This is a genomic window from Chitinophaga fulva (assembly GCF_012927205.1).
In the GTDB taxonomy this organism is placed as follows: Bacteria; Bacteroidota; Bacteroidia; order Chitinophagales; family Chitinophagaceae; genus Chitinophaga; species Chitinophaga fulva.
Genome location: NZ_JABBGC010000001.1, coordinates 1,022,836 through 1,036,398, shown reverse-complemented (window position 1 = coordinate 1,036,398; position 13,563 = coordinate 1,022,836). Strand labels below are relative to the sequence as shown.

Below are 13,563 nucleotides of genomic sequence, written 5' to 3'. Positions count from 1 at the left end.
AATAGTGGTTCTGATTGCCAAAATATAAAATTATCAGCTGGCTATTAAGCGCTTCCTGATGTTTTCGTTAAAATTAGCCGGTGTAAGCCCGAAATGGGTATGGAGCGACTGTTCCAGTCCCGCATCATTGTTCTCGGCTTTCAATACCTCCAATGCCTTAGGGAAGCCCTGCCGGCGTATCACCTCCTCCAGCAACAAAGCATTGATGGTGAACTTCAGGCTGATATCACCTACACTGACATTATTTTTAAAAGCCCGGTATAAGTCTTCTCCCGGATGATCAGCGGCATATTTCTTCAGGATACCCAGACAGGTAGCATAAGACTCGCCCCAACCGCCATCAGCATAATACGCCAATCCTTCTTCCATGGCCCTGTTTACGGGCCGGGGAAGAAACTTGTCGCAATAGAAGTGAATGAGATCATGCCCATACCAGGGACTACCAACACCACTCATAAAGATATCATTGTCTTTATCAGAATCGCCGCGCCGCATATAACTGGCATTCGCATCATAGTCCACACCTTTTACCCGTAGCAGTTCCTGCGCATCGCTGCAATGGTAATAATGCAGCTTTACCGGTTTCGCTCCAAACCAGCCCGCCACTGTGGTGTTAAAGCGATCAAACCGCCGGGCGGCGGCCATGTCCAGCGTATAGGGGTACAGGTAATGAATATTGCCTACCCACTGTTGTTTCCAGTCTTTGATCACATAATCGCGGGCGGGATAAAAAACAAAGCGGTCCTTCCGGTCTTTCCCGATGATGCTGTAAATCATGCGCACTACCGGCTGCCCATCGGCCAACCCTACAAATCCCAGTTTAATCAGGAATGTTTCCTCCTGTTTAAGTTTTATCACATTCTGCAATTGTACCTTGTAGAAGCCGGTATCCTTACGTTTGGCACTGTTCTCCACTTTCACGATCTCTTCAAATCCCATTTTGTCGCCCCGCAGATAGGCCGTGTCCATGTAAACAGAAGGCTGACCAGGATGGTCCTTGTCTCTCAGAAACCCATCCAGGCTTACCAGGAGCCTTGTTTTCAGGAGACTGTCTGCCGGCAATTTTGCTAACGGGGAAATGGTATACCGGGAAGGAGACTGCGCTACAGCTGCCAGGGGCAGGACAAATAGCAGGCAAAGGGGCCATAAAAGGGATTTCATAACAGGTATTTATCTTCCTAATTTATACAAAAAAACCGCAGGAGCATCCTTATATTTGGTCAATCATACAACCAGAACAATACAAATCATGAAACTTGTAAGCTATTTAAGAGAGGAAACAGACCAGCTGGCTATCCTTGTCAACGGGCAGTTATACAACACCCAGGAACTGCATCCGGACCTGCCCAACAACATGGGTATGTTCCTGATGATGTGGGAAGATGTGATCGACATTGCCCGGCAGGCTGATGCCAGCCTGAAAGCCGGCAAACATCCGGGCACGGCTCATAGTATACCCGTAGAAAGCGTACAGCTGCTGTCGCCTGTACCATTCCCCACTTCCTGCCGTGATGGCTATGCCTTCCGTCAGCACGTGGCTGCCGCGCGCAGAAACCGTAAAGTGGAGATGATCCCCGAGTTTGATCAGTATCCCATCTTCTATTTCACCAATCACAATGCCATCCAGGGCCCCGGCGACATTCACTGCATGCCTGATCATTTCGACAAGCTGGACTTTGAACTGGAAGCCGCCATCGTGATCTGTAAAGCCGGCCGCAATATTACCGCAGCAGAAGCAGATGATTACATCGGCGGTTTTATGATCATGAATGACATGAGCGCCCGCACCCTGCAGATGGAAGAAATGAAGCTCAACCTCGGTCCCGCCAAGGGCAAGGATTTCAGCACAGTGATTGGCCCTATGCTGGTAACACCTGATGAACTGGAAGCCTTTCTTATTCCTGCCAAACCAGGACATACCGGCAATAACTACAACCTGAAAATGACCTGTAAGGTCAACGGTGTGCAAGTAAGCGAAGGCAACATGGGCGATATGGACTGGACTTTTGCAGAAATCGTTGAACGTTGCGCCTATGGCGTCAACATCATGCCTGGCGATGTGATCGGCAGCGGCACCGTAGGCACCGGCTGTTTCCTGGAACTGAACGGCACCGGCAAACTCAATGATCCCAATTACACCGAACAATGGCTGCAACCCGGCGATGTGGTGGAAATGGACATCGATGGACTGGGCACGCTTACTAACACCATTGTAAAAGAGGATACCGATTTCTCTATACTGGCACTTAAGAAAAACGTATAGGCATGAAGGTAGTTCCGTCTGAAATTAAAACCGTCGAACTGCAGGCTTATCTGCAGGGAGCCATCGCCCCACGCCCGATTTGTTTTGCCAGTACCGTGGATGCTGAAGGGAAACCTAATTTATCGCCTTTTAGTTTCTTTAACCTTTTCGGTACCAATCCGCCTACACTGATATTTTCACCGTCCCGCCGCGTGCGTGACAACACCACCAAACATACACTGGAAAATATCCGCGCTACCCGCGAAGTAGTGATCAATGTGGTGACCTATGGTATGGTGCAACAAACATCCCTCGCCAGCTGCGAATACCCGGAAGGTGTGGATGAATTTGTGAAAGCAGGTTTTACACCACTGCCTTCAGAAAAAGTGAAACCGCTCCGTGTAAAGGAAAGTCCTGTGCAACTGGAATGTGTGGTAAAACAGATCATCGAAACCGGTAACCAGGGCGGCGCCGGCAACCTCATTATCTGCGAGCCGATACTGATTCATATCAACGACGAAATATTCGATGCCAAAGGCAAAATAGATCCGCAAAAGATAGACCTGGTAGCACGTATGGGCGGCGATTACTATTGCCGCGCTTCAGGCGATGCTGTTTTTGAAGTACCCAAGCCTAATACGCAACTGGGTATTGGCGTAGATGCGTTACCATTATCTATACGGAACAGCACCATCCTCAGCGGCAATGATCTGGGCAAACTGGGCAATGTGCATGAAATGCCTTTTGTAGATCCGACTTTTGATGATAACCATCTGAAAAACATCATTCAGTATTATAGCCTCACCCCTGATGAGATGGAACGCGAGCTGCATCACTACGCCAAACAATTACTGGAAGCCAACAAGGTAGGAGAGGCATGGCAGGTATTACTCAGTGCATGATAAAAACATGCTTATAAATAAAAAGGAGCGAAGAATCTTCGCTCCTTTTTTTATGTTGACCTGAATCAATTATTACAGGATATTACCGAATACTTTTTTCAGGAGATCAGTCGTTCTGGCGGCAGGATTGGCGCGGATAGCAGCTTCTTCTTTGCCGATCTGGTCAAACAGCGCATTAACAGCCATGGTGGTCACATAGTCCTGCAGATTGGGGTTCGCTTTGTTGAACGTCGTCGGCAGTTTGTTGTAGGTAGTCACGATGTCTGAGTAGTAGCGGGTAGCGCTGGTGCTGTCCAGTGATTTTTTCACTACAGGATTGAAAGCGGCTTTCAGCTGATCTGTAGTTTTGCTTTTGAAAAATTCTGTTGCAGAATTGTTGCCACCTTTCACGAGGTTGAGCGCATCGGTGAGCGTCATTTGTTTGATCGCATTCACAAAGATGGGAGCAGCATATCCCACCGCTTTTTCAGCAGAGCGGTTAATTTGCAGGATGGCCTGGTCCACCTGTGGCCCAAGTCCTATAGCACGCAGTGTATTACCGATTTTCACCGCATCAGGAGGTAATAACAGCTTATACAGATCATTACCAAAGAAACCGTCTGTTTTATTGAGATTGGCAATACCGTTCGCAACGCCTTTCGCCAGTGCTTCCTTGATAGCTGAGCCAGCTTCTGATTCGGTTACACTGCCACCAGTATTGGAAGCAGGAGTTGTAGCGGTAGTTGTGGAGTTGGATTTTCCGAGCTTTTTCAGTTTGTTCAGTAATTGTGCCTGGCTGGCGTGCATGCAGCCAACGCCCAGGAGTACCAACAGTGTTTTTTTCAGCATAATGTTGTGATGATAATGTATTAATGTTTCAAATATATAACTTTATTCGTGTATCGCTAATAGCGGGATATGTGTCTGGTAGGCCAGTTTAGCAGTATTGCTACGTTTGAAAATCCGTTCAAACAGGCCATGTTTTTTAGGAATCGTCAGAATCAGGTCGGCGTGTATGTTTTCTGCAAACTCTGTGATTCCCTGTACCACGTCCGGGTTGTCTATAAAATGATATTCCGGCCTATAGTCTTCCAGCAGCGTATCCAGCATCAATGTTTCAAAAGGCGTATCGGTGGAGAAGTGCCTGCTTTCATGATCGATATTGATCACATGCAGTTCTGCATGGAAGGCGGCCAGCAGCTTCTTCAGCGGCGTAATCGGGGTGGTGTCGGCCACCTGGCGCAGATCACAGGCGAACACAATTTTCGTGATGCCCTTGAATGATGCTTTACCCGGCACAATAAGCACCGGACAGGTGGTATGTTTCACCACATCGATGGTATTGGACCCTACCAATATCTCTTCCACTTTGCTGCCGCCGGTGATGCCCATCACGATCAGCGTGGCTTCTTCCTGTTTCACCACATCGTCGATGGTGGCTGCCAGCAGGGTATTATCCGCCCGGGTCACGATGCTAACGCCAGTTGCCGCCAGGGGTGAAAGCTCTTTCTGCATCTTGTCCAATCCATCCTGTGAAGCAATTCGCAGGTCATCGGGATTGACCATGGGAATAGACGTAGGCACATCGGGAATGGGGACAATCAACTCATAGGCATGATAAAGCACCACACGGTCAACATTCAGCTGTGCGGCGATTGCTAACGCATAAGTAGCTGCATTATAGGCGGTATCAGAAAAATCAGTGGGTACAAGTATAGTTTTCATATGACTAATTTTAAGATACAGAAAAGCATTACTTAAAGTTAACTATGTGACACGGTATCTGAGCGTTTCTGATAAGGGTATAGAAAATTTAATGCCGGAAATTATTGGTCACCCAAGATTTTGTTGAAGATAGCCGCCAATAAAAAAAGAAGACCAAATTTGCGCTGAATAAATGGTAAAATATTATAATACCATTAAACCAGTACAAATTTGGTCTTTGTTTATGTAGATTTCTTTGCGTCTTTTGGGACTATTTCTCCGGCTTCATTTGCGGGAAGAACAGCACGTCCTGAATGGAAGGCTGGTTAGTCATCAGCATGGTCAGACGGTCGATACCGATACCGATACCGGAGGTAGGCGGCATGCCATATTCCAGGGCACGGAGGAAATCGTAGTCGATATACATGGCTTCATCATCACCACGCTCCATCAGTTTCACCTGATCTTCGAAACGTTCACGCTGGTCGATAGGATCGTTCAGCTCACTATAAGCATTGGCGATTTCCTTACCGTTGACAATCAGCTCAAAACGCTCTACCAGCCCTTCTTTGCTGCGGTGCTTTTTAGTCAGCGGGCTCATTTCCACCGGGTAATCGGTGATAAAGGTCGGCTGTACGTAGTGGCCTTCGCATTTTTCACCAAAGATCTCATCAATCAGTTTGGCTTTACCGAATTTAGCGTCCACATGGATGCCCAATTGTTTGCAGACATCACGGAGCTGTGCTTCGTCCATACCGGAGATATCGAAGCCGGTATGTTCCTTAATGGCTTCATACATCGGCACACGGCGGAAAGGCGCTTTAAAGTCGATGGTTTTATCCCCTACCGGTACTTCAGTTGTACCGTGGAGGGCCACCGCTACTTTTTCGAGCAGAGTTTCGGTAGTACGCATCATCCACTCATAGTCCTTATAGGCGGCGTACATTTCCATTACGGTAAACTCCGGGTTGTGGGTACGGTCCATCCCTTCATTGCGGAAGTCTTTCGCAAATTCGTATACCCCTTCAAAACCACCTACGATGAGGCGTTTCAGGTATAATTCATTCGCGATGCGGAGATATAATGGAATATCCAGCGCGTTGTGGTGCGTAACGAACGGACGGGCGGTAGCGCCGCCGGGGATAGGCTGCAGGATGGGTGTTTCCACTTCCAGATAGCCCAGGTTATTATAAAAATCGCGGATGGTCTGGAGGATTTTGGTGCGTTTTACAAACACATCTTTCACTTCCGGGTTGATGACCAGGTCCACATAACGTTGACGGTACTTAAATTCCGGATCGGTCACCTCGTCAAATACTTGTCCTTCCACGGATTTCACGATCGGGAGAGGGCGCAGGGCTTTGGACAGCATGGTCACTTCCCTTGCGTGAACGGAGGTAGCGCCGGTTTTGGTCACAAAAGCATATCCTTTTACACCGATGATGTCACCGATGTCCATCAGTTTCTTGAAAACAACGTCGTAAGCGGTCTTGTCCTCACCGGGACAGATATCGTCGCGGCGTACATACAGCTGGATACGGCCTGCCTTATCCTGGAGTTCAACGAAAGCTGCCTTACCCATATCACGGATAAACATAATACGGCCTGCCAGGCATACGTCCTGGAATTGCTCCTTAGTAGCTTCCGAATAGTTATTTTTTATGTTAACGGAAGTATCATTAACCGGGTATTCCGCCGCAGGGTAGGGGTCGATCCCCAGTTTTTGCAGCTCCTGTAATTTTTCCCGGCGGATAATCTCTTGCTCAGATAATTGTGTCATGTGATTATTTGTAAATGCCAAATGGAGTGCAAAAATAACTGATTATAGGGAGAATCTTAAGGAAAAGGGCTGTAAGACTACAGCCCTCTTATTTTTTGACCATATCCTATGAAAACCGGCTTAAAGGTAGCCTGTTCCACTGCTATAAACAGCTGGAGTTACGGAATGCTGTCAACTATTGCGTAAATGGCGCCTGTTGGTGGATAACTGGCAGTAGCAGCCGGCCGCTTATGGATTTTGTGAGGGGTATTTTTGAGTTATGCTTATTTTCGCCCGCCAACAACGACAAAAATCAACAATCGTATTATGAGAAGCTTATCATGGTTTACACCCACTTGCCTGGGCAGTGCTGCCTTGTTGCTTACCGCTATGCCACGTTTACAGGCGCAGGAAAAGCAGGATGTTACCTTTGAACAGGCCTTCAGAGGCCAGGCCACAGATATTATGCAACCCTTACCAGTCCTCAAAGGCTGGGCAGATGCAGACCACTACCTGGAAATGCGCCGCGACGCCGCTTCCGGCCGTATGCAGGCCATGAAAGTGGACGCCCGCACCGGAAAAGCAGAAATATATACCGCTCCGGTAGATGGCCCCAGCGTGGAAGTACGCAACCGGGACATCTACTACAAAGGCGTTGACGGCAACAGCATCCGCCTCACCAACGACACCCTTGAAGAGAAAAACCCCACCCTCTCACCAGACGGGCGTTATGTGGCCTTTACTCGCAACAATGACCTGTTCAGCCTGGAAATAGCCTCTAAAAAAGAAACACGCTATACCCACGACGGAACAGATGTGATCTATAACGGATGGTCTTCCTGGGTATATTATGAAGAAATTCTCGGTCGCCCCACCCATTACCGCGCTTTCTGGTGGAGCCCCGATAGTAAACAGATCGCCTATATGCACTTTGATGATACCAAGGTGCCCGTATTCCCTATCTACAGTGAAAGAGGACAGCATGGATATCTCGAAAACACCCGCTATCCCAAAGCCGGCGATCCTAACCCTGCGGTAAAAGTAGGCGTGGTGCCCGTAGAAGGCGGTAATACCGTGTGGGCAGATTTCAATGAAAAAGACGATCAGTACTTCGGCATGCCTTTCTGGACGGCCGACAGCAAACAACTCTGGATGCAGTGGATGCCCCGTAGCCAGGACAACCTGAAGATATATAGCATCGACCCGAAAACCGGCGCCAAGAAAGAAATCTATAGTGAAAATCAGAAAACATGGGTGGACTGGTTCGATGATGTTCCCTTCCTGCAAAACAACCAGGGATTTCTGTTGCAAAGTGACAAAACCGGCTGGTCTCATCTCTACCTCCACAACATGGACGGCTCGCTGAAAAAACAGCTGACCAGCGGCAACTGGACCGTAAAAGACGTTGTAAGCACAGATGAAAAAAACCAGATCATCTACTTTACCGCCCGTAAAGAAGCTTCTACCCGTTTCGACCTGTATAAAGTGAGCATGAAAACCGGCGCCATTACCCGGTTGACTTTCGGCAATTACAACCATATCATCAACATCGCACCTGGTGGCAAATACTTCATTACCACCTATTCCAACCTGCAAACACCAGACAGGATGGCGCTGCTGGACAATAACGGGAAAGTTATCCGGGAGCTGGGCAACAGCAAAGGCAACAAGTTTGAGCAGTACAACCTGTACAAACCCGAGCTGACTACCTACAAAACCCGCGATGGCCTGGTATTACCGATGACCATCACCCTGCCGGTACATATGCAGCCCGGGAAAAAATATCCTATCCTGATCAGCATCTATGGCGGTCCTAACGCAGGCACCGTGTACGATACCTGGAAGTTCAGCCCTGGTTCCCAGTGGTGGTCCCAGGAAGGTGTTATCCAGGTGGCTATCGACAACCGCAGCAGTGGCCAGTTGGGCAAAACAGGGATGAACTATATCCATCGTCAGCTGGGCAAATATGAAATTGAAGATTATATGGATGCCGCTATGTGGCTTCGTTCGCAGCCCTGGGCCGATCCTTCCAAAATATGCATGACCGGTGGCAGCTTCGGTGGTTATATGACCGATATGGCCCTTACATACGGCGCTGATGTATTCACCCACGGTATGTCCAACTTCGCGGTAACCGACTGGCAGCTGTATGACAGCCACTATACTGAGCGCTATATGGACACACCGGCGGAGAACCCGGAAGGCTATAAGATCACGTCCGTGATGGCCTATGCCAACCGCTACAAAGGCGTTCTCCGTATGGCACATGGCACCATGGATGACAACGTACATATGCAAAATGTAATTCAGCTGGTGGACAAGCTGCAAAGCCTGAACAAACCTTTTGAGTTTATGCTTTATCCCGGCGAGCGTCACGGATGGAGGGGCCCTAATGCCCTGCATGCTTCCACCGAAACAGCACGGTTTATTTACACCCATCTGCTGGACAAACCTTTCCCAGCCACCTTCAACGCGAAATAACCGCTACGGTTACCTATAAACGAGGTCCCGGAAAAATATCAGTCATGATATCCTTTCCGGGACCTCATTTTTTTTGCCATAAGATGTGTAAATCAACGTACAAAAAGGTAAGATTGCGACTCCACAGGCGATAAGGATAAACAGGACCAAAGTAAATAGGACCAAAAAATCTTGCGGGTTAAATGTAATGATTTGATTATCAGGTAAAGGGAGTAAGTATGAGGGAGTAATCACAGGTTTTAGGAGAAAGAAACAGGGCTGCAAGACTACAGCCCCGAAAAATTTTAACCATATCTTTATTGAAAAACCTAACCCAAAGGTGGGCGTTTTTTGAATTAGATGTTACTCCATTTTTGTGAACGATGTATTTTTCTCGGGGAACGTGGGAAATAAGACGGTGAACGCATATTGCAGTTAAACGCCTGTCATTTAATCATAATGTATCTAATTTTGATATATAAATATGATTATCATTTAGTTACATCAGAAAGATATCGTGTTTTGCTGTAATGGCGCGTCAGCCGGGTGCGAGCAGGTTGCAGGCAAACGTATTAAAAGGGGAGGTAAACGTAAAATGATAAGCGGAAAAGGAGTAAAGTAACAGATGAGCGTTTAAGGAGACAGCTATATTGACTAATGTGTGAATTGGTGACCATGGCCTGGCTTGAATTACTCCCCAAATACCCTCGGTAGGGTCAAAAAAATGATCGCAGGAAAAGCATTAGTAAAAGTTATAAAATGTGTATTTTATTATAAACCATTAGAAATGCAGGGTAAAGAGAATAAAAAAAGGGTGGTAAGAATACCGCCCTTGTAATAATTTTAACCATATCCTATGAAAAACCTAAAACAAAGATATACTGTGGATTTTAGTCCCAGGCTTCCATTTCCGTGAACGCTGTAATATTGTTCGTGAAAAGAGGATAATGGTAAATATGTTGTTATATTAAATAATTTGCAATATTATAAATATATAGAATTACTATTTATAAATATGTATATAGTTTTAAAAATCAATAATTAACGGAGATTTAATACAAATGAATTCAAATTTTTTATTAAACAGGACGTTGATATCCTGATAACTTTATGCGTTAACCGTTTAAAAGAACGCGTTGGCGGACCGTATCCGTACGTTGGGCATTAAGCTATTCGTTGGCCGTTCGGGACGGACTTGCCTGGTTGCAGGAGGGTAACTTCCTTATCATCCCCTACTACTCCTAATACGAGGCACTCGGAGATAAAATTGGCGATCTGTTTTGGAGGAAAATTTACTACAGCAATGATTTGTTTGCCAATCAGCTCTTCTTTTTGGTAAAGCCGGGTAATCTGTGCAGAGGATTTTTTCATGCCGATTTCCGGGCCGAAATCTATTAATAACTGATAAGCCGGGTTACGTGCTTTGGGAAAGTCATTCGCCTCTATAATCGTTCCTGTTCTCATTTCTATTTTCTCAAAGTCCTGCCAGTTGATCAATTCCATTTGCACTCGTTTTATCTAAAAATAACGGACTGAAGCCAAAAAAGCAAAAGTCAGCATCAGTTTGTGAGGAGCGGTCGCACAACGTGTTGAAATGCGCCCATAAAAGGGCAATCTGGCATAGTTATTGTTTTTAATATTACAAATTTTAGGTTAAAAAATAGGTTAAAGCGAAAGAACCCCACCTGCAGAGGTGGGGTTCTTTCGTTATATACTTTCCGGAAGCGGGCTATTGCATCGACAAGCTGTCCTGTACGGTGATAGGTCCGCTTACATTGATAATCTTTCTGTCGGTAAAATCTTCGTTGGCAATCAATCCCCAACCATGCAGAGAATCGGTGGGGGTTTTAATAAATACTTCCTTAGTGGAGTAAAATACTTTTTTCTTCGGGTCCCAGTTCAGTTCATCGGTGTTAAGACGGTCGCCTTTTTTATTCACCACCACTACATTTTTGGTCAGGAATATGGAGCCTTCATCTTCCATATAGCGGCCTGTATCGGCAGTGAGCGTGCTTTCCACGCCGAGCGTATCATTAAACATGAGCACTTTCAGTCCCTGCTTGAATTTCACGTAGGACGGCTTGTCCAGGCTTCTTTCCATGGCAGGAGCTATCAGCTTCGCGTTTGTCTTACCGTTCTGGCTGAAGATAGCCTCGATATTTGTGCCGTTTTCGACAGCTGCTTTTTTGGAATCAAATTCCATGACTGCCTGGATATCATTTTCGCAGGCAACCGCTGTCAGCGCGATACACAGATATATGAGTCTTTTGCCGATCATACGGTCAGGCTTAATCGTATTTCTTCTTAATAAACCATCTGTCGCTCAGGGTAAAGCCAAGAGACACCCGGTAGGTATTTTCCTTGAGGGCAGTATTGTTGCTACCGCGGTGAGCGACATCAAAAGCGATGTTCACCATGGTGTACTGGTTGGAGTAGGGCATACGGCGAACCGGCAATCCTGCACCTACCGTAAAGCCCATGATGTTCATGTCCTGACCAGCCAGTTTCAGGTAGTCGAGGCCATAATAAGCACCAAGGCGGTAAGCCACACGGTTCCAGTAGCCGCTGAGCGCTGTGGCATTGGGAACAAACTGTCCACCAATAGCCAGTTTCCAGGAATTCTGGAGGGAATCAGCCTGCTCATATTTTCTGAAGTTGCTCCACTGTGTAGTATTGAAGTCCATACCGATCTGCCATTTATCCAGCTTGCGCAGTATAAAACCAGCACCAAAGTCCTGTGGATACACAACGGTACCTTTAGGGCCTTTTTCGGATTTCACGGAGTCGAGTGTAACAAAGTCATTGCTGGCAGCATTGTATATGAGGCTTTCGCTCAGGTTCTCCTGGCGTACCGACATATCCTGTTTCAGGCTTCCGGAAGCGCCCAGTGTCAGGTCCATTTCTTTGTTCAGTTTGGCCTTGTACTGCACACCTACTTTATAAAAGAAGCTGCTGTAGCTGATGCGCGTCATATGCCTGGAAGCGTTGATATCAGTTACAGGATAAATTACGCGGGTATTGTTTTCAATATTTCCGAACAGATAGCCCAGGTTAACACCGATGCTGAAGTTACCGATTCCCACACCGGTACCGGCATACAGCTGATATAAACCACCACTGCCCTGGTAACGGTGAGCTACAGGCAGTTTAAGGGTATCGTAAAAAATCTGGTCTTTAGACTCCTGAATGTTGTAAGACACTCTGGTCACCGGGCGCAGACCCAGGTTCAGGCCCCATTTCTTACGGATGGGAATACCCACCTGCAGATAAGACAGGGTACCAAAGCCGGAGCTAAAGCTCGCGTTCTTGTCGGAGATAGACCTGGCGCCGGCTTCCACACCAATGTCGAAAGTGGTGAGCAGCAGGTTGGAATAGCTGGCCGGATTGATAAAGTTAACAGATGTAGGATCTCCGTATGCCTGAGATACGCCACCCATACCACGGTTGACTGTATTCTGGTTGTTGTTCAGATCGCCTAAACCGTAACGCGAGTAGGGTGAATTATCCTGTGCTGTAGCATTATTTGCCACCAGGAAAAATCCAACCAGGAAGCAAAGAATACTGACTTTTGTCCAATGCATTTCGTATCAGAATTGAATTTAAACCCTTGTCCAGTGAAAATTATGGGTCTGCAAATATCTACTTTTTAAGGCGGGAAGCAAAAAAAACCAAAATCAGCCCTGTTAAAAGCGCGTTAAAGTTGACCGTATCGAACGCTGAAAGCCTTGACAGATCATCATCTCCCATCAAAAATATATTTTTTTGACAATATCTTACGGTGCTTTTTTGTGCTGAAAAAAGTTTACAGGTCCCCGGCAGACAGATTCCTGAAATGACCATTGAGCTTTACCCGCTCTTTCAGCCGCTCCATTTCGGCCATCATGGGAATTACTTTGTGGAGATGGCGTTTAAGGTATTCCAGTCGCTGTACCTCATAAAAGAGATGTAACAGTTCATACTCTTCCGTTAGTGATAGTCCTGCGTGATGGGCCAGGTCGTAGGCGGTAAGACGAACGTCCTCTTTGGGGAAATTTTTATGTACCTGAAGGATCGCATGCAGCTCCCGGATGCCGTGCAGTACCTCATTCAACAGGCGGGTATTGCTGTTAACATGGTTCTCGGGATAATTGACGATAGCACCGGCATATAATTTATGAGGGATGTCCCCTATATGTTCAAGTGTTCTGAAAACGCTGGTACCACGGGTGATCAGGTCCATTTCGCCGTTATCATATAATTTCTGTACTTTTTCAATGGTCACCAGTGTTCCATATTCCATTATTTTCCTGTCAATCACCGCGGGAATACCAAAAGGCTTGTTTTCTGCCACGCATTCCCGCGCCAGCTGTTTATACCGGGGCTCAAATACGTGGAGATTCAGCTGTTCTCCCGGATACACCACAATACCAAGGGGAAATATGGAAATAAAATTTGTCATCTTTCGGCTCAGAGTTTAAGCTAAAGGTAAAAAAAACGGCCCGCATAACGGGCGCAGAATCTGCTTATTAGCACTCATA

At 46.7% G+C, this 13,563-nt stretch carries 11 protein-coding genes; 3 read left to right on the top strand and 8 right to left on the bottom strand.

What is annotated here, in order from left to right; genetic code table 11:
• Positions 1-33: 33 nt before the first annotated feature.
• Positions 34-1,161, bottom strand: a complete 1,128-nt coding sequence (locus HHL17_RS04435) for a hypothetical protein (RefSeq protein ID WP_169223562.1) — start codon at positions 1,159-1,161, stop codon at positions 34-36.
• A gap of 88 nt (positions 1,162-1,249) precedes the next feature.
• Between HHL17_RS04435 and HHL17_RS04430 the strand changes: the two genes are divergently transcribed.
• Both HHL17_RS04430 and HHL17_RS04425 read left to right on the top strand, forming a co-directional pair.
• Positions 1,250-2,263, top strand: coding sequence for a fumarylacetoacetate hydrolase family protein (locus HHL17_RS04430; protein ID WP_169223561.1), 1,014 nt, complete (start codon positions 1,250-1,252; stop codon positions 2,261-2,263).
• A 2-nt stretch (positions 2,264-2,265) separates the two neighbouring features.
• Complete coding sequence (locus HHL17_RS04425; RefSeq protein ID WP_169223560.1) at positions 2,266-3,144, top strand: flavin reductase family protein; 879 nt, start codon at positions 2,266-2,268, stop codon at positions 3,142-3,144.
• Positions 3,145-3,216: 72 nt separating this feature from the next.
• Here the strand turns inward: HHL17_RS04425 and HHL17_RS04420 are convergent, their stop codons facing one another.
• The 3 genes from HHL17_RS04420 to lysS all read right to left on the bottom strand — a co-directional run bounded on the left by HHL17_RS04420 (position 3,217) and on the right by lysS (position 6,607).
• Positions 3,217-3,972 (bottom strand): DUF4197 domain-containing protein, encoded by a 756-nt coding sequence (locus HHL17_RS04420; RefSeq protein ID WP_169223559.1) that lies wholly within the window; start codon positions 3,970-3,972, stop codon positions 3,217-3,219.
• A gap of 42 nt (positions 3,973-4,014) precedes the next feature.
• Positions 4,015-4,848 carry a universal stress protein gene (locus HHL17_RS04415; RefSeq protein ID WP_169223558.1) on the bottom strand — a complete coding sequence of 278 codons (834 nt, stop codon included), beginning with the start codon at positions 4,846-4,848 and terminating at the stop codon, positions 4,015-4,017.
• A 250-nt stretch (positions 4,849-5,098) separates the two neighbouring features.
• Positions 5,099-6,607, bottom strand: coding sequence for a lysine--tRNA ligase (gene lysS / locus HHL17_RS04410; protein ID WP_169223557.1), 1,509 nt, complete (start codon positions 6,605-6,607; stop codon positions 5,099-5,101).
• Between the two features lie 306 nt (positions 6,608-6,913).
• Here lysS and HHL17_RS04405 point away from each other — a divergent pair, with 306 nt between their 5' ends.
• Positions 6,914-9,067 (top strand): S9 family peptidase, encoded by a 2,154-nt coding sequence (locus tag HHL17_RS04405; RefSeq protein WP_240975086.1) that lies wholly within the window; start codon positions 6,914-6,916, stop codon positions 9,065-9,067.
• A 1,143-nt stretch (positions 9,068-10,210) separates the two neighbouring features.
• On the opposite strand, the gene HHL17_RS04400 is transcribed toward HHL17_RS04405, so the two are convergent.
• The 4 genes from HHL17_RS04400 to HHL17_RS04385 form a co-directional block, all read right to left on the bottom strand.
• On the bottom strand, positions 10,211-10,549 hold the full coding sequence (locus tag HHL17_RS04400) for a tRNA-binding protein (protein ID WP_169223556.1): 339 nt from the start codon (positions 10,547-10,549) through the stop codon (positions 10,211-10,213).
• Positions 10,550-10,775: 226 nt separating this feature from the next.
• Entirely contained in the window at positions 10,776-11,324 is a 549-nt protein-coding gene (gene lptC, locus HHL17_RS04395; RefSeq protein WP_169223555.1) for an LPS export ABC transporter periplasmic protein LptC, read from the bottom strand.
• A gap of 10 nt (positions 11,325-11,334) precedes the next feature.
• Positions 11,335-12,627, bottom strand: coding sequence for a hypothetical protein (locus HHL17_RS04390; RefSeq protein ID WP_169223554.1), 1,293 nt, complete (start codon positions 12,625-12,627; stop codon positions 11,335-11,337).
• A 221-nt stretch (positions 12,628-12,848) separates the two neighbouring features.
• Positions 12,849-13,484 carry an LON peptidase substrate-binding domain-containing protein gene (locus HHL17_RS04385; protein ID WP_169223553.1) on the bottom strand — a complete coding sequence of 212 codons (636 nt, stop codon included), beginning with the start codon at positions 13,482-13,484 and terminating at the stop codon, positions 12,849-12,851.
• Positions 13,485-13,563 lie beyond the last annotated feature (79 nt).